The sequence below is a fragment of the Streptomyces azureus genome, from assembly GCF_001270025.1.
In the GTDB taxonomy this organism is placed as follows: domain Bacteria; phylum Actinomycetota; class Actinomycetes; order Streptomycetales; family Streptomycetaceae; genus Streptomyces; species Streptomyces azureus.
Window position 1 is genome coordinate 1 of record NZ_DF968413.1, and the last position, 25,422, is coordinate 25,422.

The 25,422-nt window shown below is 67.3% G+C and carries 22 protein-coding genes and 3 pseudogenes; 13 read left to right on the forward strand and 12 right to left on the reverse strand.

All coding sequences use genetic code 11. The annotated features are described in order from the left end of the window. The 7 genes and pseudogenes from AOQ53_RS33770 to AOQ53_RS33800 form a co-directional block, all read right to left on the reverse strand. Nucleotides 1-362 (reverse strand): annotated as a pseudogene (locus tag AOQ53_RS33770) (lipopolysaccharide biosynthesis protein); the annotation flags it as partial. Then, complete coding sequence (locus AOQ53_RS33775) at nt 359-1,570, reverse strand: glycosyltransferase (protein WP_408055215.1); 1,212 nt, start codon at nt 1,568-1,570, stop codon at nt 359-361. The pseudogene AOQ53_RS33770 and the gene AOQ53_RS33775, both read right to left, overlap by 4 nt. Before the next feature lie 9 nt (nt 1,571-1,579). Further along, complete coding sequence (locus AOQ53_RS33780; protein ID WP_078945626.1) at nt 1,580-2,356, reverse strand: polysaccharide deacetylase family protein; 777 nt, start codon at nt 2,354-2,356, stop codon at nt 1,580-1,582. Then, nucleotides 2,340-3,977 (reverse strand): murein biosynthesis integral membrane protein MurJ, encoded by a 1,638-nt coding sequence (gene murJ, locus AOQ53_RS33785; protein WP_059423122.1) that lies wholly within the window; start codon nt 3,975-3,977, stop codon nt 2,340-2,342. Before murJ ends, AOQ53_RS33780 begins: the two co-directional genes overlap by 17 nt. Beyond that, nucleotides 3,974-5,332, reverse strand: a complete 1,359-nt coding sequence (locus tag AOQ53_RS33790; RefSeq protein WP_059423124.1) for an O-antigen ligase family protein — start codon at nt 5,330-5,332, stop codon at nt 3,974-3,976. The genes murJ and AOQ53_RS33790 overlap by 4 nt, the downstream gene beginning before the upstream one ends. Nucleotides 5,333-5,336: 4 nt before the next feature. Next, nucleotides 5,337-6,809 carry an exopolysaccharide biosynthesis polyprenyl glycosylphosphotransferase gene (locus tag AOQ53_RS33795; protein WP_059423125.1) on the reverse strand — a complete coding sequence of 491 codons (1,473 nt, stop codon included), beginning with the start codon at nt 6,807-6,809 and terminating at the stop codon, nt 5,337-5,339. Continuing rightward, nucleotides 6,806-8,017 (reverse strand): glycosyltransferase, encoded by a 1,212-nt coding sequence (locus AOQ53_RS33800; RefSeq protein WP_059423127.1) that lies wholly within the window; start codon nt 8,015-8,017, stop codon nt 6,806-6,808. Before AOQ53_RS33800 ends, AOQ53_RS33795 begins: the two co-directional genes overlap by 4 nt. A gap of 483 nt (nt 8,018-8,500) precedes the next feature. Here AOQ53_RS33800 and AOQ53_RS33805 point away from each other — a divergent pair, with 483 nt between their 5' ends. The 4 genes and pseudogenes from AOQ53_RS33805 to AOQ53_RS48230 form a co-directional block, all read left to right on the forward strand. After that, nucleotides 8,501-8,782, forward strand: a complete 282-nt coding sequence (locus tag AOQ53_RS33805) for a hypothetical protein (RefSeq protein WP_059423129.1) — start codon at nt 8,501-8,503, stop codon at nt 8,780-8,782. 329 nt (nt 8,783-9,111) lie between these two features. Continuing rightward, nucleotides 9,112-9,495: a tyrosinase family oxidase copper chaperone gene (locus tag AOQ53_RS33810; protein WP_408055216.1), complete on the forward strand. Its 384-nt coding sequence runs from the start codon at nt 9,112-9,114 to the stop codon at nt 9,493-9,495. After that, a complete protein-coding gene (locus AOQ53_RS33815; RefSeq protein WP_059423133.1) occupies nt 9,479-10,345 on the forward strand; it encodes a tyrosinase family protein in 867 nt (288 codons plus the stop codon). Before AOQ53_RS33810 ends, AOQ53_RS33815 begins: the two co-directional genes overlap by 17 nt. 89 nt (nt 10,346-10,434) lie before the next feature. Further along, nucleotides 10,435-10,582 (forward strand): annotated as a pseudogene (locus AOQ53_RS48230) (IS481 family transposase); the annotation flags it as partial. Between the two features lie 80 nt (nt 10,583-10,662). On the opposite strand, the gene AOQ53_RS33820 reads toward AOQ53_RS48230, so the two are convergent. Continuing rightward, nucleotides 10,663-11,628, reverse strand: a complete 966-nt coding sequence (locus AOQ53_RS33820) for a D-2-hydroxyacid dehydrogenase family protein (RefSeq protein WP_059423135.1) — start codon at nt 11,626-11,628, stop codon at nt 10,663-10,665. A 145-nt stretch (nt 11,629-11,773) separates the two neighbouring features. On the opposite strand from AOQ53_RS33820, the gene AOQ53_RS48235 reads away from it, so the two are divergent. Continuing rightward, nucleotides 11,774-12,082 carry a histidine kinase gene (locus AOQ53_RS48235; RefSeq protein WP_167745794.1) on the forward strand — a complete coding sequence of 103 codons (309 nt, stop codon included), beginning with the start codon at nt 11,774-11,776 and terminating at the stop codon, nt 12,080-12,082. 132 nt (nt 12,083-12,214) lie between these two features. On the opposite strand, the gene AOQ53_RS45010 is transcribed toward AOQ53_RS48235, so the two are convergent. Then, nucleotides 12,215-12,439: a hypothetical protein gene (locus tag AOQ53_RS45010; RefSeq protein ID WP_167745795.1), complete on the reverse strand. Its 225-nt coding sequence runs from the start codon at nt 12,437-12,439 to the stop codon at nt 12,215-12,217. Here AOQ53_RS45010 and AOQ53_RS48240 point away from each other — a divergent pair. Continuing rightward, the gene (locus AOQ53_RS48240) at nt 12,412-13,020 is read left to right on the forward strand and encodes a 6TM ABC transporter family protein (protein ID WP_059423138.1); all 609 of its coding nucleotides are present in this window, start codon (nt 12,412-12,414) and stop codon (nt 13,018-13,020) included. The two genes, AOQ53_RS45010 and AOQ53_RS48240, sit on opposite strands and share 28 nt — an antisense overlap. 380 nt (nt 13,021-13,400) lie before the next feature. Here the strand turns inward: AOQ53_RS48240 and AOQ53_RS33830 are convergent, their stop codons facing one another. Together AOQ53_RS33830 and AOQ53_RS33835 are read right to left on the reverse strand one after the other, a co-directional pair. Further along, entirely contained in the window at nt 13,401-13,649 is a 249-nt protein-coding gene (locus tag AOQ53_RS33830) for a DUF7660 family protein (RefSeq protein WP_059423141.1), read from the reverse strand. Between the two features lie 51 nt (nt 13,650-13,700). Then, nucleotides 13,701-14,456 (reverse strand): annotated as a pseudogene (locus AOQ53_RS33835) (GntR family transcriptional regulator). A gap of 78 nt (nt 14,457-14,534) precedes the next feature. Here AOQ53_RS33835 and AOQ53_RS42055 point away from each other — a divergent pair. From AOQ53_RS42055 to AOQ53_RS33860, 7 genes are all read left to right on the forward strand, one after another. After that, entirely contained in the window at nt 14,535-14,813 is a 279-nt protein-coding gene (locus AOQ53_RS42055) for a hypothetical protein (protein ID WP_078945628.1), read from the forward strand. 589 nt (nt 14,814-15,402) lie between these two features. Then, nucleotides 15,403-15,708, forward strand: a complete 306-nt coding sequence (locus tag AOQ53_RS33845) for a hypothetical protein (RefSeq protein ID WP_059423145.1) — start codon at nt 15,403-15,405, stop codon at nt 15,706-15,708. A gap of 267 nt (nt 15,709-15,975) precedes the next feature. Then, nucleotides 15,976-16,527, forward strand: coding sequence for a helix-turn-helix transcriptional regulator (locus tag AOQ53_RS33850; RefSeq protein WP_059423147.1), 552 nt, complete (start codon nt 15,976-15,978; stop codon nt 16,525-16,527). Nucleotides 16,528-17,448: 921 nt separating this feature from the next. Then, complete coding sequence (locus AOQ53_RS42070; protein WP_078945631.1) at nt 17,449-18,849, forward strand: class I SAM-dependent DNA methyltransferase; 1,401 nt, start codon at nt 17,449-17,451, stop codon at nt 18,847-18,849. Next, nucleotides 18,846-20,456: a restriction endonuclease subunit S gene (locus AOQ53_RS42075; protein WP_078945632.1), complete on the forward strand. Its 1,611-nt coding sequence runs from the start codon at nt 18,846-18,848 to the stop codon at nt 20,454-20,456. Before AOQ53_RS42070 ends, AOQ53_RS42075 begins: the two co-directional genes overlap by 4 nt. Beyond that, complete coding sequence (locus AOQ53_RS40055; protein ID WP_063889042.1) at nt 20,456-22,000, forward strand: AAA family ATPase; 1,545 nt, start codon at nt 20,456-20,458, stop codon at nt 21,998-22,000. The genes AOQ53_RS42075 and AOQ53_RS40055 overlap by 1 nt, the downstream gene beginning before the upstream one ends. Nucleotides 22,001-23,376: 1,376 nt before the next feature. Continuing rightward, nucleotides 23,377-24,171 carry an NUDIX domain-containing protein gene (locus AOQ53_RS33860; RefSeq protein ID WP_078945633.1) on the forward strand — a complete coding sequence of 265 codons (795 nt, stop codon included), beginning with the start codon at nt 23,377-23,379 and terminating at the stop codon, nt 24,169-24,171. On the opposite strand, the gene AOQ53_RS33865 is transcribed toward AOQ53_RS33860, so the two are convergent. Continuing rightward, on the reverse strand, nt 24,155-25,198 hold the full coding sequence (locus AOQ53_RS33865) for a tetratricopeptide repeat protein (protein ID WP_201785094.1): 1,044 nt from the start codon (nt 25,196-25,198) through the stop codon (nt 24,155-24,157). The genes AOQ53_RS33860 and AOQ53_RS33865 overlap by 17 nt on opposite strands. Nucleotides 25,199-25,422 lie beyond the last annotated feature (224 nt).

Below are 25,422 nucleotides of genomic sequence, written 5' to 3' on the forward strand. Positions count from 1 at the left end.
GCCAGCATCGGCGCGTCCGGTGAGGTCGCCGACCGCACGCTCTCCCGCAGCGTCCTCACCGGCACGCCCGCCCGCACCTGGGCGTCCCCGAGCACCGCGGGCTGCGTGGCGACCCGGCCGTACGCCTGGGCGAAGCCGAGTGCCGTCTGCGGGTCCGACGTGGCGGTCGGTACGGCGATGACGTACGCCGTGGCCGAGTAGGCGGGCGGCGTGAGGGCGCCGTACGCGCCTGCGGCGAGCCCTCCGGCGAGGGTGCCGGCCACGAGCAGGGACCACGGCGGCAGCGCGTTCAGGCGCCGGAGCGCCGGGTGCCGCCGGGCCGGGGGTGCCGGGGGTGCGGCCTTGGAGGTGGTGGAGGTCATCGGGGGATCACTTTCAGGGGTGACGGGGACGAGCAGGAGAGGGCGGCCGCGTACACGTCCATGAGCCGTGTGGCGCTGCGGGTGATGCAGTAGTGGCGGGCGGCGGCCGCGGCCGGGCGGACCGGCGGGTGCGACCGGCCGGCCTCGGCCCGGGCCCCGGTCTCGGGCAGGACGCGTTTCTCGGTCACGGCGCGTGTCTCGGTCAGGGCGCGGGCGAACGCGTCCGCGCCGCCCCGCACCCGGCGGGCCCCGGCGGCGAGGCGCGGCGGGAGATCCTCGACGGCCGGACAGGAGGCGTACAGCACTGGCAGCCCTGCCGCCAGGCCCTCCACGACGGCGAGGCCGAAGGCCTCGTCGGGGCTCGGTGAGACGAGCACATCCATCGCCGAGGTCAGCGATGGCAGGTCGGGGCCGCAGGTGCCGTCGGGCAGGTAGGGCCGTTCGCCCGTGAACATCACCCGGTCGCTCACTCCGGCCCGTCGGGCGGTGCGCCGCAGCACCTTCTCCTCCGGGCCGTCGCCGACCAGCAACAGCACGCAGTCGCGGGGGAGTCGGGCGAGGGCGCCGATCAGGACGTCGAACCGCTTGCCCGCGGTCAGCCGCCCGATGCCGCCGACGACGTACACGCTCTCCGGCAACCCGAGCCGGCGGCGGGTGCGTTCGCGGGTGACCGGGTCGAAGCGGAAGCGGGCCACGTCGATGCCGTTGGGCACGATCTCGATGCGCGGCTCGGGTACGCCCCAGCGCGTGAGCCGGTCGGCCACTGTGGAGGAGACCGCGACCGTGGCGTGCCCCAGCCGCTCGCTGGCCAGGTACAGCGCACGCACGCCGGCGGTCAGGGCGCGGCCCTCCATCTGCGAGGCGCCGAGGGAGTGTTCGGTGGCCACCACGGCCCGGACGCCCGCCAGGCGGGCGGCGATCCTGCCGTACACGCAGGCCCGGTAGAGGTGGGTGTGCACGAGGTCGTAGCCGCCGGACCGGATCAGGCGGGCCAGGCGCGGCACGGCGGTCAGATCGCGGTTGCCGGACATGCCCAGGTGGACGACACGGACGCCGTCCGCCGAAAGGCCCTCGGCGACCGCGCCGGGGTTGGTGAGCGCCACGACGTCGCAGTCGACGGGCAGGTGGCGCAGCAGCAGCCGCAGTTGCTGTTCCGCACCGCCGACGCCGAGGCCGGTGATGATGTGCAGGGCCTTCAGCGCGGGCATCGCGGAGGCTCACACTCCTTCGACGGGGTGGCTGCGCAGCCGGTGCAGTCCCCGCTTGAGGTGCAGCCGCCAGGCGGTGTCCCGCTCGCCGACGTGGACACGTGGCAGGGCGAGAGGGCCCGCCAGGTGGCCGGGGTCGGTGGCACAGGCGTAGGCGTAGCCCGCTTTCTCCACGGCGTCGACGACGCGGCGGTCGACCTTCCCGTACGGATAGCAGAAGCCGCTGACGGGAGCATCGGTCATGTCGGAGAGCAGGTCTTTGCTGTCGCTCACCTCGGCGCGGAGGAGCGCGTCGTCGGCCCGGGTCAGGTCGACGTGCGTGAGGCCGTGCGAGCCGATCTCGATCCCCTCGGCGGCGGCCCGCCGGATGCCCTCCGCCGACAGCAGCGGCTTGCGCGGGCCGAGCGGGTCCCAGGCGTTGTCGCCGCCCAGCCTGCCCGGCAGCACGAACAGGGTGGCGCCGCAGCCGTGGCGGTGCAGCAGCGGCAGGGCGTGCGTGAGGAAGTCCGCGTACCCGTCGTCGAAGGTCAGCCCCACCAGATCCTGTCCCGCGCCCCGGGCCCGCGCGGCGAGCAGCTCCCGCATGCCGACCCCGCGCAGGCCCCGGCGGCGCAGCCAGCCCAGCTGCCGGTCCAGGCGGCGGGGCGAGACGGTGACGCGGTACGGGTCGTGGAAGCAGTCGCCCACGGAGTGGTACATCGCCACCCACGGGGGAGGACCGGATCTGGGCGGGGGCGTGACCGGCGCAGGGGTGGTGGAAGGGCCGCGGTCAGCGGAAACGGGCATGCGGAAGCCTCCGGGAGACGGTGCGCAGTGCGGGTGCGAGGTAGTGCGCGCCCAAGGGCCGGGCGAGCAGGAGGAAGACGACGGTCACGGCCGTGCCACCGGCCGCGAGCCCGAGCGCGGGGGAGTCGACGCGGCCCGCGCAGAACCCGCCCACACCGCAGGCGACGACCGCGGCCCGCAGCGGCTTGCCCATCTCGGTCAGCACCGGCCGCGTGCGGATCGGAACTCCGCGCGTCCTCATGCCGCACAGCAGGATCAGGGCGGTGAGGGTGATGCCGGCGGCGTTGGCCGCGGCGATCCCCAGCACGCCCCACGAGCCGGCCGTCACCGCGCCGAGCCATGACGTGGTGACGATCCCGGCGGCCATGGCAGCCACCGGGTACCAGGTGGGCCGCCCCGCCGAGAAGTACGACCGGACGAGCACGCCCACCAGTGCGTGGCCGAGCAGCCCGAGGGCGTAGACGCGCATGACGGCGGCGGTGGCCGCGGTGTCCTGCGCGGTGAACGCACCCCGCTGGAACAGCAGGTGGACCAGATGCGGGGCACACGCGGCGACGGCCGCGGCGCCGAGCAGCACCACGCACGACACCAGCGAGAGGTCGCGTTCGACGCGGTGGCGGGCCCGCTCGGTGTCGCCCTCGGCCAGCGCCTGCGCGACGACCGGAAAGGTGACCGTGCACAGCATCAGGGCGAGCACCATCGGCATCTGGACCACCTTCTGGGCGTAGTTCAGGTGCGAGATGGCGCCGGCGGGGAGCGGGGAGGCCAGGAAGCGCTCGATGAGGACCTGGGACTGGCGGCACAGGGCGAAGAGCAGAACGGTGACGATGAGGGCGAGATTCATGGCGTGCCGGTCCGCCGGGTCCGTCACGTCCGCCGGGAGGGACACCCGCTTGCGGCGCAACTGGCTTACCACGGAGGACAGTTGGGTAACGATCATGAGCGCCCCGCCCACCGCGACGCCGACCGCCGCCGCCCTCACGCCCCAGCGGGCGCCGAGGACGAACATCGCCGTGATGATGACGGTGTTGTAGGCGACGTAGATGGCCGCGGGCGCGACGAACCGGCGGTGCGCGCGCAGGAAGGCGCTGCAGTAACCGGCGAGACCGAAGGTCAGGACACAGGTGCCGGTCAGCCGGGTGCAGTCCACCGCGAACTCCGGGTCCGGGATCCCCGGCGCCAGGGTCTCGACCACGTACGGCGCGCCCCAGACGAGCAGCGCCGACACGGCGGCGAACGCCAGCGACAGGCGGGGCAGCGTACTGCGGACCAGGGCGCGCACCGGGTCGCCCGTACCGCCCTGGGCGCGGCGGGCCACGGCGGCGCTGAACGCCGGTACGAGGACGAAGGCCAGCCCGTCCTCGATCAGCAGCGTCGCCGCGAACTCCGGCACGGTCCAGGCGACCAGGAAGGCGTCCGTCTCGCTCCCCGCCCCGAAAAGGTGCGCCAGCGCCTGGTCACGGCCGAGGCCCAGCAGCGCACCGGCCAGGGAGAGGACGACGGTGACGAGGGCGGCCCGGGCGAGGAAGCCCCGCGGGACGGGGCCGGGGCTGCCGGTGCCCGTGCCGGCACGTGCCGGGGGGAGCGTGGCGTCCCTGGCGTCGGGAGGGGTGATCGTCATCGCGCCACGGCCTTCCGGGAGGCGGCCGGGTCGTCACTCGCCAGCGCCCACCACGCCGTCACCCCGAAGCAGACGGCGGTGAGGACGGTCGTGGGCCCGCCGATGTCGGCGTACGCGAAGTCGATCAGATGCCAGATCAGCAGCCCGCAGGCGATGAGCGCGCAGTCGAGGCCGGGGCCTTGCGCCCTGCGCACGCGGACCAGCCGCCGCAGCCCCAGCACCAGCAGGGCCAGCCAGCTCCCCGCCAGCGCCAGCAGCCCGACGAGTCCCTGCTCGCTCAGGACCAGCAGGTACATGTTGTGCGGCGACAGCAGCGGCTGCTTCCGGTACGCCGCGCCCGCGCCCTCGGTGTCGCTGCCTGAGGACAGGGCCAGTGAGGCGTGCCCGTCGCGGTGCTCGGGGAACCCCTTGAGGCCGACGCCCGTCAGCGGCCGCTCGCGCCACATGCCGGCGGCCGCCGCCCACATCGTGTACCGGTCGGTGACCGACTGGTCGGGTGCGTCGGCGACCTGCCCGATGGTGCTCAACCTCTCCTGGAGCAGCGCGGAGCCGACACCGAACCCGCCGACGAGGAGGACGGCGACGGCGGCCACGACCGCTCCCGCCTTCACCGCCCGCCTTATGCCCGCCAGCACCAGCTGTGCCCCGCAGGCCAGGGCGGTGGCGATCCAGGCGCCCCGGCTGAAGGACACCGCCAGGGGCACCACCAGCAGCAGCGCACAGACCACGGCCCACACCCGCCACCAAGCTTTCGGCTCCGCTCGAGCGGGGAGGTGCTCCCTCCGTACCGGCGCGGGTTCCAGCGCCAGCCCCACCGCGCACACCAGTCCGAAGGCGACCACGCTCGCCATCGCCATCACGTCGCCCGGCCCGAAGGTGCCGACGGCGCGGACCTCCCGGCCCATGTACGAGGCGCCGGTCCCGGTCACGTACTGGTGCACCCCGACGGCTCCCTGCCACAGCGCGAGGCCCACCACCGCCCAGGCCAGCAGCCGGACGTCGCGCCGGTCACGGATGAGCAGCAGGACGGCGGCCGGGACGAGCACGAAGACCTGCAGACAGCGCGCGAAGCCGGTGACCGCCTCGCCCGGCACGGCGGTCACCGTCGCCGCCACCGCGAACCCGACCACGGGCAGGCCCAGCACCATGGCGGCGGTACGCGACAGGGGGCGCCGCCGGTGGAGCAGCAGACGTACCACGCACCACATCACGAGGACACCGGACGCGGCGTCCGCGGGGGTCGCGCCCCCCTCACCGCCCGGCGCGACGGGCACCGCGAGCAGGGCGATCACCGCCACCACCGGCAGGACGGGCGTCAGCCGGCGCGCGGCGGGCAGGGCGGATGCGTGGCTCACCTGGTCAGCTCCCCGTCGGGCGGACCAGCGTGGCGGCCGTGCGCAGCAGGATGCACACGTCCTGCCACAGCGACCAGTCGTCGATGTACGCGTTGTCGAACCGGGCGCGGTCCTCGATGGAGGTGTCGCCGCGCAGCCCGTGGATCTGGGCGAGCCCGGTGATGCCGGTCCGCACGCGGTGGCGGGCGGCGTAACCGGGGTAGGTCTCGCTGAACACGGCGACGAAGTACGGGCGTTCGGGGCGCGGCCCGACCAGGGACATGTCGCCCCGGAAGACGTTCCACAACTGGGGCAGCTCGTCGAGCGAACTGCGGCGCAGGAAACGGCAGAAGCGGCTCATGTCCCGCTCGCCCGCCACGCTCCAGCGGGTGGCGGCCTCGTGTGCGTCGGACGGGCGATGGGTGCGGAACTTCAGCAGCGTGAAGGGGCGGCCGTCCCTGCCGACGCGCTCCTGACGGAAGACGACGCCCGGCCCGTCGCTGACCCGCAGCACGAGCGCGCAGGCCAGCAGCACCGGGCTGACCAGGAGCAGCAGGGTCCCGGAGACCAGGGCGTCGAGGGCGCGCTTGGCGGGGCCACCGCGGTTCCGGCCGGCCTCCAGGCGGCGGCAGGAGAAGCCGGCGATCCGCTCACGCGGGACCCGGTCGCAGACCGTGCGTCCGGCCTCGCCGTACGCGGCGCTCCTCGCCCGGTCGTAAGCCGGTGCATCCGCTTTGACCTCCCACAACGCGCAGCCCGACTCGGCCAACGCCCGCAGCAGCGGGCCGTGTTCGCCTACCGGGCCCACGATGAGCACGGCCCGCACGCCGTTCTGGATGACGGCCCGGTGCACCTCCTCGTCGGTGCTGAGCACCGGCAGTCCCTCGCCGCCGGCCGGGTCGTCGGCGAGGACGCCCACCGGTCTGAGGCCGCACCCGGGGTGGCGCAGGAAGGCGGCGGCCACGCGCTGGGCGGTGGCGGCGGGGCCGACGACGAGGGCCGCGGCGGGGTGGCGGACCAGTGCCCGGCGGCGGCGCCAGTGCACCATGCCGCGGCCCGCGCAGCTCGCCACAGCCTGCAGGGCGCAGCCGGTCAGCAGCGTACGGACGGACAGGGCATGCGCCGGGGAGAGCGCCGCGACCAGGGCCGCGAGCGCGCACCAGCTCACCGTGATCCGGGCGCAGACGGCGGGGAGTTCGTTCAGTACGGCGGGCACGGCGGCGGAGCGGTACAGCGCCGCCCGTGCGTTCAGGCAGAGGACGGCGAGCAGCAGGGGTGCGGTCAGCAGGGGGTGGGGGAGTGCGGGGGCGGCGGTGAGCGCGGCGGCTGCGTCCACGGCGAGCAGCGGCAGCCCCGGGGCGTGGCGCGCCGCGGGGCGTCGCCCTGCGGGGCGTCGCAAGCCGTCGGCGGTCCCGCGCGGGGGAATGACCGAGACGGGCGGCAATCCGTGCTCCGGCGGCTGGCTGCCGGGGGGAGCGACGGTACGTTCAGCGGTCACGAGCGGATGGACTCCCTGCACTCGGTGTGTTCCGCGCGATGGGTCACCGTGCGCCCGGCGCCGAGGAGTTCGCGGTAGAGAGCCGCGACCGCCTCGGCCGAGTGCCGCACGTCGTGCGCGGTCAGTACGTGGCGGCGCCCCTGGCGGCCGAGCGACTCGCGCAGCGGCGGATCGAGCAGAACCCGGGCGAGTGCGTCGCCCAGCGGGCCCGGCCGGCCGGCGGGCACCAGACAGTGCGCCCGGTGACCGGGCGGCAGGCTCTCGCGCGCCCCGGCCACGTCCGTGACCAGGACGGGACGCCCGCACGCCATCGCCTCCAGCGGGGCCAGCGCCATGCCCTCCCAGCGCGACGGCAGCACCACCAGGTCGGCCGCCTGGTACCAGGGGACGGCATCGGCCACGGCCCCGGCGAACAGCACGCCCTCGGGCGCGCGGTGCCGCAGCCGCGTTTCCTCCGGCCCGTCCCCGACGAGCGCCAGCCTGGCCCCGGGCACCCGCCGCAGCACCGAGGACCACGCCTCGAGCAGCACGTCCTGCCCCTTCTGCCGGCACAGCCGCCCTACGCAGACCACCAGCGCAGCGGCCGGATCGAGGCCGGCGAGCGGCGCGAGGGCGGCTCGTGCGGCGGCGACGGCGGTGGGATGGAAGCGCGCCTGGTCGACACCGTTGGGGATCACCCGCCAGTGGGCACGCACTCCGGCGCGCACGCCTCGCTCGCGTTCCGCCTCGCTGACGCAGACCACACGGGCGGCCCACCGTGCCCCCCACCGCTCCCACACCACGGCGGTCGCCGCCGTGACCCCGCCGACCGCCTCGAACGACCAGGCGTGCGGCTGAAACACCGTCGGGATGCGCCCCCGTACCGCCAGCCGGGCCGCGAGCCCGGCCTTGGCGCTGTGCGCGTGCAGCACGTCCGGCCGGACCTCGTCGACGACGCGCGCGAGCCGGCGCACCTCACGGGGAAGCGACCGTCCCGGCGCCCGCGTGGCGGGCCAGTGCCGTACGCTCGCGCCGAGTTCCCGCAGTGCCTGTGCGAGGCCGCTCTCGGGGCACGCGACCGTGACGCCGAAACCGGCCGCACGTTGCGCACGCACCAGTTCGGCGACCACTCGGGCGACGCCGCCGTCCACCGGCTGGGTCACATGGAGGACGCGTGGCGAAGCCGCCCGTGTCGCGGTGCGCAACGACCCCGAAGGCCGGACGGTCATCACTGTGCGGGACGACGTGAAAGGCGGGCGTCCCGCCCTGACGGGCCGTCGGACAGGTGGATCCCCGTGCGTGTCGCAGTGGAAAGACCCCGGGCGGGACGCATGACCGGCGTTGCCCTTTCGCGATGGACATCAACTTTGTGACTGAATCAGGACACATCACTCTATCCAGGATTCTCGCCCGTACCGGGCAAGTGGGGTAGGTGTGTTGAAATCTCCCTGTCTTACGTCGGGTTGCCGCCCTGTCGGCAGGGGAGGGGTGCCCCACGCCGGAGCCGGTGCGCTCCCGATCTGCGCAAGGCGCAAGGCCTCGCGTTCATAAGAGGATGAGAAACCCAGATAAGACATGCCCTTCATTCGGGTGAGATTGCTCGCGGGTGCCGGAATTTTCTGTGCACAGGGTTTCCGCGGCGTCCGGGGCTCGTTAGAGGCGATGAAGCAATTCTCCCTGGTGACTTTCCAGTTGCCGAAGAAAGGAACACGATGAAGTCTCTGAAGGCTGCCGCCGTCATTGCCGGTTCCATGGTCGTGGCCAGCATCGCCGCTCCCGCCGTCGCTCTGGACGCTGTGGACATCAAGCCCGACGTCACCGGAGTGGTGAACAAGCTCGCCAAGGACCCGGCCGACCTGAGGCTGCTGGACCAGGCGAAGGGGCTCGACACGGGGAAGAACGGTCTCCTGCCCGACGCCGTCGAGGGCGCGAAGGACACCCTGACCCAGAAGGCCCAGAGCCAGGTGCTGGACGGACGCACCCTGCACGTCTGAGCGGTTCGGGCGCTCTTTCGTCTCAGGCTTTCGCTCGGACCTTTATCCGGGCTTTCTGCTGGACTTGTGGAGCGGGCGCTTGTGACCGTCCCAGGGCCGATTCCGTCGCGTGCGGGATCGGCCCCTGGATTGTGTGCCACATGGCTGTCAGGTGTCTGCCGTGACGAGGAGGAGACAGACCGTTGCGAACCAAAGAACCACCCCGGTGTCCACCGGTACACAGTGAGGCCGGGCCCGCTGACGACCGCCCGTCAACCGTCGCCGGCCTCCCGCGTGCCACGGGACGGCGGTGGGTGCTGCGAGGGCTGTCCGCGTCGGCGGTCGGTGGGGTGTTCGCGCCATTCCTGGTGGCGTCGAGGCCGGCCGGAGCGGACGAAGCACGGTTCGCCGAGACGTATCGCGGGCGCCGCATCGTCGGCGTCAGCGACGGCGACGGGCGGTCCGGGGGCGACGGCTCCGGCGCGTGGCACGTCACCGTGGACGGGCGGCCGCTGCATCTGATGCGGCGGGCGGACGGCGGCTGGATGAGCATGGTCGACCACTACTGCTCGTATCCGACCCCGCTCGCCGCCGCGCGCGCGGCCGTCGACGAACTCGGCCCCACCGAACAACTGGGCGCTCCGGACGACAGGGGCAGCGGCATGGAGCACCGCCGTACGCCGGGCGGAGGCAAGGCGATCGAGGGGGATCATCACCATGGTGTACACGCGTAAGGACGTCAGCACCTTCACCCGGTCCGAGCGGCGCCGGTTCGTCAACGCGCTGCTCGAGGTCAAACGCCGCGGCGAGTACGACGAGTTCGTGCGCACGCACATCGAGTACTACGTCGGCGACGGTGAACGCGGACTGCGCGCAGCCCACATGGCACCCTCCTTCCTGCCCTGGCACCGCAGGTTCTTGCTGGACCTGGAGGACGCGCTGCGCCGGGTCGACGAGTCGGTGACCGTGCCGTACTGGGACTGGACGCGCACTCGCATGCCCACGGCCGTACCGTGGACCGAGGACCTGCTCGGCGGCACCGGGCGCCGGTCCGACCGGCAGGTCATGACCGGCCCCTTCGCCTACCGCAACGGCGAGTGGACGATCAAGGTGGGAATCACCGAAACCGAGTTCCTCACGCGCGACCTCGGCCGCTCCCGGGACCCGATCGCCCTGCCCACGGCCGGCGATGTGAAGCGGGCCCTCGACGACCCCGTCTACGACACGGCCCCCTGGAACTCCACGTCCGCCAAGGGGTTCCGCAACAAGCTGGAGGGGTGGGGGCGAGGGCGCGGCGCCGTTTCGTGGCACACCCACAACCGGGTCCACCGTTGGGTCGGCGGCCACATGGTCGGCGGCGCCTCCGTCAACGACCCCGTCTTCTGGATGCACCACGCCTTCGTCGACCTCCTCTGGTCCCGCTGGCAGCGGCGGCACCGAGGCGCACGCTATCTCCCCGCGAAGCCGCTCGCCCGGGGCGACGCCCAGCGCGGCCGGATCGTCGCACGGCACGAGAAGTTGCCGCCGTGGGACGTGACGCCCGGTGAACTGGAGGATCACAGCGGGATCTACCGGTACGCCTAGGGCCTTCGTCCGGGGTCAGCCCGACTCCGAGTGACAGTGCCTGGCCGCCCCGCGGTCCCGGGGTGATCCGGGAGACGGTCCCTGGTCGCACGACACCGCACCGGACGTCCGCCGCGGTCGAGGCCCGCGTCTGCGCCTGCGGACCGGGCACAGGCCCGGGACCCGGCCCATCGGCCCGGCCCTGCCCGCCTCGACCGTGCACGCATTCTGGTCCGGCACGGCCTGAACCGCCGGGCCTGCCACCACCGCCGTCGCCACACCGTACTCGGCGCACCCCCACCGATCAGCCGCGTCGACAACCCTGCGGGTCGGTACACCTAACCTGCCGAGAGGAATCGCACAGGCGAACCGGCCAGGTAGGCCCGGATGTTCTCGACCGCCTGGCCGTAGTACGTCGCGTAGTTGGCGCGGGAGACGTAGCCGAGGTGCGGCGTGGCCAGGAGGCGGGGGGCCGTGCGCATCGGGTGGTCGGCGGGCAGGGGCTCGATGTCGAAGACGTCGAGGCCGACGCCGGCGATCCGGCCCTCATGCAGGGCGGCGAGGAGGGCGTCCTGGTCGACGATGGCCGCGCGTGAGGTGTTGACCAAGTACGCGGTCGGCTTCAGGAGGGCGAGTTCGGCGGGGCCGAGCAGGCCGCGGGTGCGGTCGCTCAGCGCGAGGTGGACCGAGAGGAAGTCGCTGTTCGCGAGCAGGTCTTCCTTGGAGGGAGCGAGCTCCACGCCGACCTCGCCGGCGCGCTCGCGGGTGAGGTTCTGGCTCCAGGCGTGGACTTCCATGCCGAAGGCGAGGCCGACCTGGGCGACGCGGCTGCCGATCTTCCCCAGGCCGAGAAGTCCGAGGCGCCGGCCGTGCAGGTCGGCGCCGACCGTGCTCTGCCACGGGCCGCCGGAGCGCAGGGCGCCGCTCTCCTCGACGATGCCGCGGGCGAGACCGAGCAGCAGGGCCCAGGTCAGTTCGACGGGCGGAGTCGAGGAACTGGCCGTGCCGCACACCGTGACGCCGTGCGCCTCGGCGGCCGAGTAGTCGATGACCGAGTTGCGCATGCCGGAGGCGACGAGCAGTTTCAGCCGGGGCAGCCGGGCGAACACCGACCCGGGGAACGACACGCGCTCGCGCAGGGTCACCACGATGTCGAAGTCGGCCAGGGCGGCGGCCAAGGCGTCCTCGTCGGCGAGGTGCCTGTCGAAGGACACGACTTCCACGTCGTCCGCGACCGCCGACCAGTCGGCGATCTCCGTCGCCACCCTCTGATAGTCGTCAAGCACAGCACAGCGCAGCCGCACGTCACGCCCCTTTCACGGCCCGTGGTCCGGGCCCACGGTTCGGTTCCAGGGATCATGATCGCGCTGGGGCGGCGGTGCGGGAAGCCTGGCCCCTGTCACCCGATCAACCGGTCGGCCGTGGCGCATCCTCACGTGTGGGCACATCGTGAACGCTTCAAAACCCTTCCACGAGGGGGGACATGGGGCGGGACGGGGGAAGCCCGCGCGTCGCGCGGGCCATCGTGTTTTCTGGTGCCGGTCGGATTCTTCGTGGCCTCGGTCACGGCTGCGCTTCGCACGTGACCTGCACGATCTGTTCGGATACTCGCTGACGGCGGTGGCATTGCAGAGCGAGCAGATCCGGTGGCTGGTCCGCAGCGATCCGCTGCGCGCCGAGGAGGAGTCCGCACCCAGGCCCTGGCCCGGCATGCGCTGTCGGAGGTACGGGCGGTGTCCGCCGGATACCGCATGCTGAGCCTCGAGCGGGAGGCACGGGCGGCGGCCGGGCTGCTGGAGTCCCTCGGTGTCGGTGCCGCCGTCGAACTGGCCGGGCGTCTGCTGCCGGGGCCGGTCGACGAGGCGCTGGCCATCGTGGTCCGGGAGGGCGTCACCAACGCGCTGCGGCACAGCGGGCGCGGGCCGCTACCCGCCGTACGAACAGTGGCTGCTGGAGCGCGCGTCGCGACAGGAGCAGCGGGCCCGGCTCGGCTTCTACGACGGGCTGCACGGCGTGGCGTACGCCCTGGGCCATCTGGGGCACCACGACGTCGCGCGGCAGGTCCTCGATCGCTGCATGGGCGAGGAGTGGCAGCGCCTCGGGACGTCTGGACATCCGTACTGGTCATTACGGCCGTCTTCTCGACCACCGCCCAGATCCTGTTCCCGGCCTTCCTCGGCAAGGCCCTGGACTCCGCACTCGACGGTGGCGCGGGCATCAGCGGGTGGGTGATCGGCTGCCTGGCGGCCGTCGTCACCATGGCCGCGGCCGACGCCCTGTTCGAGCTGGCCGCCGGGGCTGGCGCCGTCCGCGGAACCGCCCTGCTGCGTCGCTCGATGCTCGGGACCCTGGTCTCTTGGACCGGGCCGGGCACACCCCGCACCACCGCCGGCGACCTGGTGAGTCGCATGGTCGGGGCCGCGGCCGAGGCCGGCGGTGTCGCGGCCGTACTCGTCCGCGCGGCGGTGTCGGTCGTGCCGGCCGCGGGTAGCGTCCAGCAGCAGCGTGCGGCAGAAGGGCAGCCGGGCCTGCCGTTCCACCGCGGCCGAGATCCCGTCTATGCCGGGCAGGTCGATGTCGAGGACCGCCATGTCCGGCGGGCGTGCAGGGCGGTGGGGACGATGAGGTCACCGTGGTCGACCGCTGCGACGACCTCCAGGTCGGATTCCTGGGACAACAGTGCGGTCAGCGCCTGACGGATCAGCGGAGCGTCCTCGGCCAGGAGCACACGAATACGGTCGGGGCCTCCGGATCTGCCGTCGCCCGTTCTCTCGTGCAGCACGACGAGGCCCCCCGTTGGTCGCGTCACGTTCGAACCAATGACATGTGACGTCGAACAGGCGAGCAAGGAGCAAACCCGCCACAAGGTCGTCTCAACGCCGACGGAAGCACCGACACGAAAAACGCCCTCCCTAGGGGAGGGCGGAGACTTGCGCCCCCGGCAGGACTCGAACCTGCGGCCAAGCGCTTAGAAGGCGCTTGGTGGGTCTGGGGTCATGCCCCTCCTGACCTGCTTCTCTTATCGTGCAGCGCGCGTCATCGTCTGGCCTTCGACACGCATTCGACGCGGCTCGGACTACTCGTACGTCGTCGCCGCTTGCAGAGCTCGCGCGAAGAACGCCCAATCGCCGCCGGGCGGCAACTCCCGGCCGGTGTTGCGGTACCAGCCGTCGGCGTCATCCATCCAGGCGGCCAGGGCGTCCAGGAAGCTCGGAAGGTCCGCGTTCTCCCATGAGCCTCCGTTCTCGGCGTGACTGCGACGCAAGGAACGAACGAAGGCTGCCAGGTCTTCTCTGCTGTCGACGTGATCAGGAGAAGTCGTCATGTCTGGGGACCCTACTTGGCGCGCAAAGCCGGAGCCGCCCGGTGAGGGGAGCTAGCGGTTGATCGGGATCTCGTAGACGATCTCGCAGTGAGCGGCGGGCACCACGATGTCCGCTGTCTCCACGGGCCGCCCGTCGTCGCTGTAGTACGTCCGCCGGATGTGCGTCACGAGAGCGGCCTTCTGGATACCGAGCAGTGACGCCTCTTCGGCGGTCGCCTGCCTCGGCTCCGGTTGCTCTACGGCGTGGCTGACGGTGACGCCGATCGCGGCCATGCGGTTCACGACTCCCGCCCCGGCGTGCGGCCCTCACTCGGGGAGGACGACGAGAGTGCCGGCGGTGAGGTCGTACGGCTCCCAACTCGTGGACAGCTGCACCGGCCTGCCGTCGGCAAGGAACTCGTACGTGGTCCGGACGCACAGATCGCCCTCGGCGAGGCCGAGCCGCGCAGCGATGTCCGCCGGAGCCGGCACCTTGGCCTCGGTCCGGCTCTCCCAATCGCCTTGTCTTCCCAGGGCCTTCATGTCCGCCCGGAAGGGTGATCCGCTGGGCTGCTCCCGCGCTGATGACCGGACGACCCGGACCCGCTGTCGGGGCTCGGCGACGTAGGTGCCCGAACCGGCGCGCCCCTCCAGCACACCCTGGGAGATCAGCAGCTCCTGAGCCCGGCGGACCACGTTCTCGCCCACGCCGCACTCCTGGCCGATCTGGGCGCGGGAGGGCAGGCGGTCCCCGGGCTCCCATACGTGTTCCGCGATCCGCCGCCGGAGTTCGTCGGCGATGCGGAGATAGGGCGGCTGCTCAGGCATATAGAAAATCTAGTCCACTAGCTCTAATCTAGTTAACTAACTTCACTCAAAGTGATCGTCGGTGACGGAGGCTGCCCTGTGCCCGCTTCGGGAGTTCGCGCGGCAGCCATCGCTGCCCAGCTGTCCGACCTCGGACTTCCCGCGCGCGTGGAGGAACACGACCGGCACACGTCGGTCGAAGCGGCAGTGCCGGAGTCTCTCTCCACCGACTTATGGCGGGAGGTCCTGGAAGTGGTGGCCGAGGCCGATCGATTCGGGCTGCTCGCCACCAGCCTGAACGACCGCACGCTCTGGGCGGTCGTACGCAAAGCGGTCCCCGCGACGAGCGATGTCGGGGGACCAAGCCATCAGCGATAGGAACTGACTAGCATGCTCAACCGTATCCGTCGCGCCGTTGCTCTCGCCAGAGCGCGGCATGCCCCCAAGGGCAGGCACCGCCGCACCTTAAGGCCCTCGCGACCACTGATCGACCCCGTTTCCCCGGCATCCGCTGACGAGCCGACAGTCGCCCTCGCGCAGGCCGTCGACGAGCCGAGCCATCGACACTTGCTCAGGGGCGAGGACAGTGAACTCGTCCGTCCGTACGTGCTGGCGCGAGAAGACCGCACCCGACGGCGCCCGACGGTCGTCATTGCTCCCTACCTGTCGACCGACGCCTGGTCGAATCTCCTGGGGGTTCAGTGACGTCCTCGCGGCGGCAGATTCTCGGCTCGGACATCTCAGCTACCTCGTACCGCTCGGCTGCTTGCCAGATCGGCACGCACCAGGCCTGCGCGGAATCTACTCCGGATTTGGCGCCGGTCGACCTCCCCCTGATCTACGAGGCCTGCGGCTGCCTGTGCCACGCGGTATCTGGCCAGCCCTGGCCCGGAGGCGACGCAGCGAACTCGACATCCAGCGGCATGCCGGCGCTCAACATCGAGGCCACCGAGGGGCGAGTAAAGGGATGACGGCACAGGACGAACTGAGGCTTCTCCCCTGGGCGGGGCCGGACGGCAAGCCGTGCTATCTGAGCACGGGTGACCAAGGGGGCTACGTGTCCCGCCTGGCGGACCACATCGAGGCGTACCAGCTTGGGATGGCGTCCCAACTGCTTGAGCACGCACGTCAGGTACTCGACGACGACACCGAAGACCTGGAGGAGCTGCACCTTCTCGCCGCCCAGTTGACCAGCGCATTACGGGGCGTGCTGCGCGTAGCGACCAGCCGCGGACGCAGGCCGGTCGCGTCTGGGCACCGCAGACGGGACTGAGTAGCAGGCAGCATAGGGCTCTGGATGAACCTGGCTGTCTCCAGCTATGTGCAAGGCCGACGGCCCTCGACGGAGGGCCGCCGGTGCGCGAGGGCTGGCCACTCAGCGCTGAAGGCCCCCCACGAGCGGCCGACCGCGGCAGGGGGCAGCCGTGCCGACGTCTCCGTCAGGAACGCGCCAGCGGTGCTGGGTGAAGTGCTCTAGCAGAAAAGCCAATTGACATCAACGAGAGTTGACAACTTGTAAACCTGAGCTGATGCTCTCGCCATGGCGAACGCATTCAGCGAGCGGGTGGCCCGGCTCAACACCCAAGCGGGCAAGACGTACCAGGAGATGGCTCACGATTGCGACTTCAAGCGGTCAGTGACCTGGTGGAACAAGGTGCGGTGGAACGAGATCGAGAATCCTCCGGAGCCGGGCCTGTTCCCGTACCTAGCCAAGGCCCTGGAGGTGCCACAGCGCCGCGTCGCGGAAATGGTGGCCGAGCAGTGGTGCGGCGTCCGACCCGACGACACCGTGCCCGAGCGCCTGCGAACCCTTCTCTCCGTACTCCGGGAAGTGGATGAGGCGGATCTATCGGTCATGATTGAGATGGCGATGAGCATGTTCCGCAAGCGCACGATCAGGATGGAGAGGGACCAGCTCTCCGCCGAGCTTCTGATGGCGTACATCGAGGGCAGCGAAGGGCCCCTCACCTGGGAGCAGGTGCGTAAGCTCAGGCTGCCCGAGCAGTACGCCATCAAGAATGACCCGAGCGTGGAAGTAGCGCCTGATGCTCAGGCAATGCTCGACGCACTCCCAGACCTTGAGGAGGAGTGACGGAGAGCTGAAGCTGGTCGGCAGCCGATGAGTGTCGAGGCGTACAGAGACAAGGCAGCATGATCACGGTCGGCAGCGACTCTGGTTGACACTCCGGGTCGATGCGCACGGCTCCGGAGGGCGCGTGTGTTCCACATGTTCCAGCAGGTCAGATAGGCAGTACCTGTACTGGGAGCCGCGTTCGTCCACAGATAGGTCATGGACCGGAGGTCGATGGCGAGCCGCAGCATGCGACGTGGTTGTCGCTAGGCGTCCCTGGGAAGCGATACCCAGCGCGCCGCGGAGAGGGAGGGACTACCTGCAAGGAGGAGCCCTTAGCCTGGCTCGGATGAGGACTGCATGGCTCGTGATATTGGTCGCCGGCTGTCGGGGCCTCTAGCATGCCGACGTACGTCCAGCACGGCCGGGCGCGACCGAAAGCTAAAAGGCCATCACAACGTCGACTGCCGCCAAGTACGCCCATGGGGAGCACGCTTTCGTCTGTGCGCGGGGCTGTCGGCGACGTGGTGACGGCGTCTATGGGGTCCTCTGTGGTATCACCCGCCTGCAGAACCGGTCTGCAGCCAGTAACCAGCACAACGCCCCTGGCCTAGCGCCGACCTCCTCGAACGCCATACGCGCTGCTCCGGGACAGTCTTCCAGCAGGGCATGACAGGGCGAGATATTCACTGCTGACAGCCTGTCATCCGCCCGGGAAGAAATGGTTGACTCTTACCTCGGGCCCCTCTGAAGTACCAGCATGCGCCAGCAGGAGTACCGGTTGCCGAGCCCACGTGAGCGTCGACCACGGAGGAGCATAAGATTTAGGCAAGTGCATCATCCAACATGTCGCGAACAAGGGTAAACCAGGCGAAAACGGACGGATGGTGATGCGTGGGGGGCGTGCAAGTCCCCTAGCAAGTCCAGTAACTAGCTGCGGAGATGGCCAACATGCAAGACACTTCAGACGTCGCGCGTCGGCTCTGGTCCCTCTGTTCTGTACTCCGGGACGAGGGGGTCACATACCACGAGTACTTGAACGAATTGTCTTACCTGCTATTTCTGAAACTGGCTGACGAGCTAAAAATCGAACAACTCATCCCGCGTGAAAGCCGCTGGCAAGCCTTGCGATCGGCGCCTCCGTCCCAAGCGCTCTCCGTATACGAGAACACCCTCGCAAGCCTTTCCACGACAAAGTCTCAGATCGTTCGGGAAATCTACACAGATTCATCCACTAAGGTCCGCAATAGTGCATCGCTGTATAAGCTCATCGCTGAGATCGACGCTATTGATTGGTACAGGGCGAGGCAGAACGGCCTGGGTGACGTTTATGAGGGCTTGATTGAGAAGAATGCCCAAGAGTCTCGGTATGGTGCGGGTCAATATTTCACGCCTCGCCCAGTAGTCGATGCACTTGTGAAGGTACTGAAGCCAACCGGGGGAGAAGTAGTATATGACCCCGCTACCGGAACCGCTGGATTCCTAGTGGCCGCAGGCCTGTTTGCACGCTCGATGGGCAGCGGTGAGCTTCGGTTGGCTGGTAATGAGTTGGTCCATGATGTGCAGCGCATGGCTCTCATGAATCTCCTATTGCACGAGCTGCGGGGTGAGATCAAGAACGCTGACACTTTGAGTCAGTCCCCTCTGAAGCCAGCGGCTGACGTCATCCTCACGAACCCGCCCTTCGGACTAAAAGGCTCGCTAAGTGCGGAGCAAAAGAAACAACTTGACTTCCCCACATCTAGTAAGCAGTTGGCCTTCATCCAACACTGTTACAAGTCGCTCGCGAAACATGGGCGAGCGGCCATTGTCGTACCTGATAATGTCCTTTTCGAGGCTGGCGTAGCCTGCTCGATCAGGAAAGTACTGCTGGACAAATTTCGCCTCCACACGGTCCTGAGCCTTCCGACTGGCATTTTCTACGCAACCGGCATTAGAACTTCAGTACTCTTCGTTTCGAATGACGGCAAGAGCGATGGCACGTGGTTCTACAACCTCCGCAATGGAGGTGCTACATACGGGAAGCGTAGGCAGCTAACCGATAGAGATCTCGACGACTTTGTAGCAGCTTATGGAGATGACGCCAACGGCAGGAGTTCCCGCCAAGCGAGCAAGTATTTTCACTACCTTACGCGGGAGGAGATTGCGGCAGATGGGGAACGTCTCGATAAAGCAGAGAAGTTCAACAGTGACAGCTTGACTGAGCCCGGCAACCTGCTTGACCTAACAAACTTGCTTAGCAGCGAACTGGAAACCGCCAAGTCTGCGGTCGAATCGCTGGAACGAATCTTGGGGGCCTACGGTCTCGCCGGTGCCGACACTCCCCAAGGGGCCAGCGAATGATCGAGAACCTCAACTTCCCGGAAGCCTGGTCCACATGCCTAGTAAGCGAGGCCGGCGAGGCGATTGCCGGGCAGCAGCGTACTCCTGCTGCAGCCAATGGCCCTGACGTTCGCCCTTATCTGCGAGTGGCGAACGTCTTCGATGACCGCTTGGACCTGGAAGACCTCGCTACCATGTCCTTCTCACCTGAAGCGAGGCTTCGCTACAAACTTCAGGCCGGTGACGTACTTCTGTGCGAGGGGCAAAGCAGGGAGCTAGTTGGTCGATCCGCGTTGTACAACGGAGAGGTCGAGGAGCTCTACTTCCAGAATCACATTATTCGATTCCGGCCCCGTGAGGAGATTAATCCAAATTTTGCCCTGCTGGTCTTTCGAGCCTATCAGCATAGTGGTGTGTTTTCGGCTCTAGCCCGGGGTACGACCAACATTGTCAATCTCGGGCTCAAGCGATTCCGGAATCTCCCGTTCCCCGTTCCACCGTTTGAAGTTCAGCGGGAAATCGTGGAAAGGGCCCGAGAGGGACAGGACCTCGTTGATCTGACGACGGATGCGCTACAGAAGGCTATGCCTATCGTTTCTGACCTCCCGCGGAAAGTTCGTGACCGGATCATCCTGGGCGATACCCATGTCGATTTGGAATCGCCTTCGGAGCTGGCCGGAGGGGAGTGGAGGAAGGCCAGCGAGGTGGTTGATGCGCACGCGCCAATCGTCTACGGGATTCACCAACCCGGGCCAGACATCGATGATGAACATGGTGTGCCATACATTCGGGGCCAAGATCTCCGCGAGGGAGAGATCCTAGAGGATCAACTGCGGCGCACTAGTCCGGAAATTGCGCGCAAGTATGAAAGATCGGCACTGCGACCGGGCGATGTGTTGTTGGGAATTATCCGTCACACACGGGTAGCCATCGTTCCGCAGGAACTAGATGGTGCGCACATCACTCAGGGGACCGCACGGCTCAGGCCAGGTGCCGAAATCGACAGCTCCTTCCTGGCACACTGGTTGGCGAGTGGTACAGCTCAGACCTGGCTGCGGGGACGCATGCGAGGAATCAACATGCCAGGCTTGAACCTGGCTGATGTAAGGCAATTGCCCGTACCGCTGTTTAGTGCCGAGAAACAGCGTGAACTGGTGTCGCTGTTGGATGATGCGATTTCCGAGTTGGATCTGCTGCGGGAGAAGGTCGAGTCGGGTCTTAAGCGGTCTGCTGCGATTGAGCGCGCCCTGATTTCGTCGTTCGCATATGGATCTTTGGCACAGGAGATTTCCAGCGAGCGTACTGGAGCACGAACGTCAGTTGATCTCGTATCTAGTTTGCGGGCACAGGTCAGACAAGCTCCGCGAGGGAACAGGAAGAAAGAAGTGGCGGCAAAAAAGCGAGTATCCGCGAGGACAGCGAAGGCTTCACCAAGCAGAGATAGGCTTATCGAAGCCTTGCGGGCTGCAGGCACAAGGGCCACTCCCGAAGAGCTCTATGCTTCTCTGGCATTGACCGAAGAGGATGCTGACGAGTTCTATTTCCTGCTGCGCGATCTCGAAAGGAACGGCCTTGTGCAAGTGCACCGTCCGGATGACACTGCCGTATTCCTTGAGGTCTCGTCCTGATGCGTCTCCTGGAAGTAGAGATTCCGAGATTCAAAAATCTCCGCGATTTCCGAGTGGAGTTCGACGGCACCTCTGGTGTCTCAGTGCTTGTTGGTAGGAATGGGGCCGGCAAGTCGAATTTGCTCGAGGCAATAACACTGATCTTTCGCGATCTAGATTTAGGTGTGGCGCCTTCTTTCGCCTACAGGATCCGGTACCTTATCCGACAGTACGACGTTGAGGTGTCCGCTTGGGAGCAAGACGGAAGATATCGTGTTAGCTGTTCAGTCGGCGGAGAGATCGTTCCAACGGGGCGTTTCACCGGGGCTGCAGGCGCGCGATACCGGCCGCGGCACGTGTTTGGTTACTACTCCGGCCCAAGTAATCGCCTCGAGGACCACTTTATTGCTCATCAGGAGCGATTCTATAAAGACTTGGTCGGTGGTAACGACAAGCCGATTAGACCGCTATTTTACGCGAGAAATGTTCACTCTAATTTTGTGCTTCTCGCATTCTTTCTAGATGATGACCCGGCAGTTCAGTCCCTTCTGCGAGATCACCTCGGTATTCAAGGGCTGGACTCCGTTTTGTTTGTGATGCAGAAGCCTTCATGGAACAGCAATGACGGTGATCCGCGCTTCTGGAATGCGCGCGGTACCGTGAGGGGGTTGCTCGATAGCCTCTACCGTCTTTCGCTGGCACCACTACGCTTGAGGACCCGCGTTAGGACAGGTTTCAATAGCCACATCCGCTCTGAACATTTGTTCCTCTATTTGGCTGGCCTAGAGGAGGTCAGGGAGTTGGCGAGTGGCTATGAAAGCAATCAAGAGTTTTTCAAGGCGCTTGAAAGCACGTACATTTCTGAGCTCATCAACGATGTCAGAATTCGAGTGTCACTCAATAAGGCTGATGCCCCGCTGACCTTTAGAGAGCTTAGTGAAGGTGAGCAGCAATTGCTATTGGTCCTGGGGCTCATGCGGTTCACCAAAGAAGAGGAATCATTGTTCCTCCTTGATGAGCCGGACACGCATCTCAATCCCGCCTGGAGCGTTCAGTACAAAGAGTTCTTGCATGACTTTGGGGGACTAGATGCAGGCTCTCAGGTACTCATGGCGACCCATGACCCTTTGGTTGTCGCAAGCCTCACCAAAGATGAGGTCAGAATCCTAGAGCGTCGAGAAGACGGCAGGATTGTCGCTCTTGAGCCGCTTGAGGATCCAAGGGGTATGGGTGTCGGCGCCCTGCTCACAAGTGATGTTTATGGGCTTCGATCGCAACTGGATCTGGAGACTCTGAGGAAGCTTGACCGTAAGAGGGAGCTAGCGTCGAGAGAGTCTGTGCTGACCCCTGACGAGGAGCAGGAACTTTCAGCTCTGGGCCATGAGCTGAGGGGGCTTGGGCTCTTGCTCGAAAACCGCGACCCAGAATTCCAAGAGTTCTTGCGGGCCAAGTTCCGCGCACAGAGCCAGCCGCAGGACGAGGTCGTTCTGTCACGCGAAGAGATTGAGCAGAACAGGCAAGAGGCAGCCGAAATCGTGCGTGATCTGTTTGATGTTGATGATTGATGGGGGTCGGATTTGATTTTCATTGACATTGAAGAGGTAGGACTCCGTCTTAGCGCTGCGTGGCTTGAGTCGGCAAGGAAGGTGAAGGAGAATCTAGCGGCTGCAAGTACTGCCAAAGAGAGAGCGCGCATCATTGAGGAGAACGGCAAGCTCTGGCGTGACCTAAAGGCTGACCTGGCGGCCGTGAGTAACGGCAAATGTTGGTACTGTGAAACTCGCGATCACCGTTCAGACAACGCGGTTGACCATTACAGACCGAAGTCCTCGGTGAGAGGTGAGAACCATCCGGGTTACTGGTGGATAGCCTTCGATTATAAGAACTTTCGTTTCGCTTGCACTTTTTGTAACTCTTGGCGTAAGGGCCCCGATGGCACGGCTGGCGGTAAGTCGGACTATTTCCCCATCCTCGTAGGCTCTCAACGGGCTAAGGGCCCGGACGATATCCTGTCCGAGGAGGTGCCCCTGCTGATTGACCCTTGCTGCGCCACTGACGTAGCTTTGCTCTGGTTCGATGAGACAGGCCAAGTGTCCGCTAATCCTCATTGGGCAGACATTGACAGTGCAGCTCAGGAGAAAGTCGACACTTCCACCCGATATTACCATTTGGATCACGTGTATTTGGTGGAAGCTCGCCGCGCGGTATACGCCGAGATCCTCAAACTCTGCGATGATGCTGACAAGGCGCAAAGGTGGTGGATTAAGTCGAAGCAGTCGTCGGCTCGGGATCGCTATCGAGAAGCAATGTCGGACCTGGTGCGATCGTTGAAACGAGGCAGGGAGTATTCGGCGGTGGCATTGTGTGCAATCCGGGGCCACCGCGCGACAAGTGAGGCGGCCCGGGTCGCCTTCGAATACTTGAGCAGGTAGACGAGGGTGGTGGAGCGGCTTTGGGGTGGCGCTGCTTTGGCGCGAGTGATCATGGCCCCGTAAGCTTGCGGCGCGTCGGGCAGTCTGTGGACCTGCCCGGTAAAGCACGACGTTGGGGCCATGATCTTCGAGGCTCGCGCCAAAGTGGCTCCGTAAAGCCGTGGAGCCGACCGCCCTAGCCACGACGTACCTCTTCTCTGGCATCGGGTGGCTGATTGCTGTGCGCGGCACGGGCGTCGGCCGGGCTGGAGCGTGGCGGAGACAGGAGCGCAGGCCCGGCCGGGGGCCGTGCCGCGCGCGGTGAGCGGAGCGAGCCGCCTTGATGAAGTAGGGAAAGTTCTACCGCGCTCTTGGCTGTTGATCTTGTCCGGTCCCGGGAGATTCTTGACGCCGCCTGCCTCGGCTTGGCTGCTGATCATCCACGTCGTCAGTGCCTACTCTTGAGAGTGGGCTCCGGGCTACCCTTGTGCCGGCCGACATAAGAGGACGACAGGGAGCGTGCTAACCGGATGGGACCCAAGTCGGAGCGGGTCTACCGCACGATTCGCGAGTGGATCGCGACGGGACAGTACCCGCCAGGTTCCAAGCTCCCGTCTGAGCGGACCTTGTCGGAAGAGCTGGCCATCGGCCGGACCGCGCTACGGCAGGTGCTCGCCAAGCTCGTTGCGGAGAGTGTGATTGAGGTACACGGCCGCAGCTCCTACCGGGTGCCGGATCGTTCTGTGACGACGCAGGCGCCGGCTGATGTGGAACCGTGGCAGATCCATGGCGAGCGGACTCTGTATGACAACCGCTGGGTGAAGCTCAGCCTCGTCGACGTCGAACCGCCAGGGGTCGAGCGCTTCGAGCACCATGTCGTGAAACTTCATCACGTGGCCATCGCGGCCGTGATCGACGACCAGGACCGTGTCCTGATGATGTGGCGCTACCGCTTCGTGCCCGACTCGTTCGGATGGGAACTCCCGGGCGGCATCGTCGACGAGGGGGAGGACTCGCTGCAGACGGCGCTGCGTGAGGTCGAGGAGGAGACTGGTTGGCGGCCGAACTCCTTGGAGCACGTGGTCACGTATCAGCCCATGGTGGGCATGGTCGATTCGCCGCACGATATCTTCGTGGGCAAGGGCGCCAAGCTCGTTGGTGAGCCGTCCGATCTGGAGGAGGCCGGGCACATCGCCTGGGTGCCGCTCGCCGACATTCCTGGCCTCATGGCCCGGGGTGAACTCATGGGCTCCGGCACGCTCGTGGCCTTGCTCCATGTCCTCTCCGCACGAGGTGCTGGAGCTCCGCCTACAAACGCTGCGTGAGCTGTTCGACTCGACGCCGTTGGCGTACGGACCCGGTGCGGTTCGCTATCAGGCGGGCCTGGCGAAGGTGCTTGTGCGCCTGGTCGTACTCGCCGCGGGCTATGTGTGCCTGGGCCAGGTCGCAACGCATACCTGCGGAGGCCCGTATGAACGTCGGGTCGGCGGTGTCCAGAGCGGTGTAGAGGCTTTCTACCGCTTCTTCGTCCCCGATCAGGGCCAGCGCGTTACCCCGCCATCTGGCGAGGTGCCCGCCGTTGAGAAAGATGCTCAGCATGTCGGGGTCACGGGCTTCGTCACCCGAGGGCAGGGAGCGCGCCGCGCTCTCCAGTGCGCGCTTGCAGTCGTCGGGCATTCCCGCTCGGGCGCAGATCTCGGCTTCGGCGGCGTACAACCAGGCCGTAAGGCGTGGGGACATGGCCTTTCCGCCAAGTCGCTGGGCCTCGTGGATGAGCTGCACTGCCATGGGTGAGCGTCCGGCGTCGCAGAGGACGTAGGCCTGCTCGGCTGTGGCGTGTGCCAGGTACATCGGCTCTTCGGCCTCTTGGGCGGCTCGCTTGCCCAACTCGTAGTGCCGCCAGGCTCGCTCGATGGCTCCGACGTCAAGTGCTTGCCAGGCGGCCAGTGTCGCTGCTCCAGCCAAGGCACGTGCGACTGGACGCCGTGTCTCGGGCAGTACGGCGAAGGTGAGAGCGTCCTCAAGCGTCGCAAGGTGTGCCGTCATCTGGTCGACCAGGCTTGCTGCACCCATCTGCCGGTCTACGGTCCTGAGCAGTTCCGTTTGATCCATGAACGTGCTCACCATGGTCACGCTGATGCTGCGAGCCGCGTCGATACGGCCCATCAGTTCGTCGTATCCGTCGGTCGTGGCGGCAGGCACCAGCAACTCTGTCCTGCCCGCCAGCTCGTCGTCTGTGATGCCGAGCAGCGCTCGCAGTATCTTCGCGTAGCGGGCTGAGATGGAGCGCCGGCCGTTCTCCCACTCCGAGACGTACACGCGCAGGCTGGCTGTTGATGCGACGTCGAGCATGTGTTGTCGCGCATAGCGCTCGATCTCCCGAACGAGCCGCTCTTGCGACCACTCCCGTGCGCTCCTTGCTGTCTTTAGTCCGTTCGTCACGTGGCGCCGCCCTGCCTGGGTTACAGAGACCTCATTGCAGCATGCCTGAGATCACCGCAGGTCGGCAGGGGTTAACGCGTCAGGTGTTAACCCCTGTTGGCTACCGGGGCGTTGGCGGAGACGGTTCCCTAGAA

Bases quoted from the DNA above. Each gene is read 5' to 3' on its own strand.
- AOQ53_RS33830 (WP_059423141.1), bottom strand. From the start codon at position 13,649: ATGACGACTTCTCCTGATCACGTCGACAGCAGAGAAGACCTGGCAGCC.
- AOQ53_RS33860 (WP_078945633.1), top strand. From the start codon at position 23,377: ATGGGACCCAAGTCGGAGCGGGTCTACCGCACGATTCGCGAGTGGATC.
- AOQ53_RS33800 (WP_059423127.1), bottom strand. From the start codon at position 8,017: ATGACCGTCCGGCCTTCGGGGTCGTTGCGCACCGCGACACGGGCGGCT.
- AOQ53_RS33780 (WP_078945626.1), bottom strand. From the start codon at position 2,356: ATGCCCGTTTCCGCTGACCGCGGCCCTTCCACCACCCCTGCGCCGGTC.
- AOQ53_RS33815 (WP_059423133.1), top strand. From the start codon at position 9,479: ATGGTGTACACGCGTAAGGACGTCAGCACCTTCACCCGGTCCGAGCGG.
- AOQ53_RS40055 (WP_063889042.1), top strand. From the start codon at position 20,456: ATGCGTCTCCTGGAAGTAGAGATTCCGAGATTCAAAAATCTCCGCGAT.
- AOQ53_RS33865 (WP_201785094.1), bottom strand. From the start codon at position 25,198: ATGCTCGACGTCGCATCAACAGCCAGCCTGCGCGTGTACGTCTCGGAG.
- AOQ53_RS33775 (WP_408055215.1), bottom strand. From the start codon at position 1,570: ATGCCCGCGCTGAAGGCCCTGCACATCATCACCGGCCTCGGCGTCGGC.
- AOQ53_RS42075 (WP_078945632.1), top strand. From the start codon at position 18,846: ATGATCGAGAACCTCAACTTCCCGGAAGCCTGGTCCACATGCCTAGTA.
- AOQ53_RS45010 (WP_167745795.1), bottom strand. From the start codon at position 12,439: ATGTCCAGACGTCCCGAGGCGCTGCCACTCCTCGCCCATGCAGCGATC.
- AOQ53_RS42070 (WP_078945631.1), top strand. From the start codon at position 17,449: ATGGCCAACATGCAAGACACTTCAGACGTCGCGCGTCGGCTCTGGTCC.
- AOQ53_RS33845 (WP_059423145.1), top strand. From the start codon at position 15,403: ATGACGGCACAGGACGAACTGAGGCTTCTCCCCTGGGCGGGGCCGGAC.
- AOQ53_RS33805 (WP_059423129.1), top strand. From the start codon at position 8,501: ATGAAGTCTCTGAAGGCTGCCGCCGTCATTGCCGGTTCCATGGTCGTG.
- murJ (WP_059423122.1), bottom strand. From the start codon at position 3,977: ATGACGATCACCCCTCCCGACGCCAGGGACGCCACGCTCCCCCCGGCA.
- AOQ53_RS33850 (WP_059423147.1), top strand. From the start codon at position 15,976: ATGGCGAACGCATTCAGCGAGCGGGTGGCCCGGCTCAACACCCAAGCG.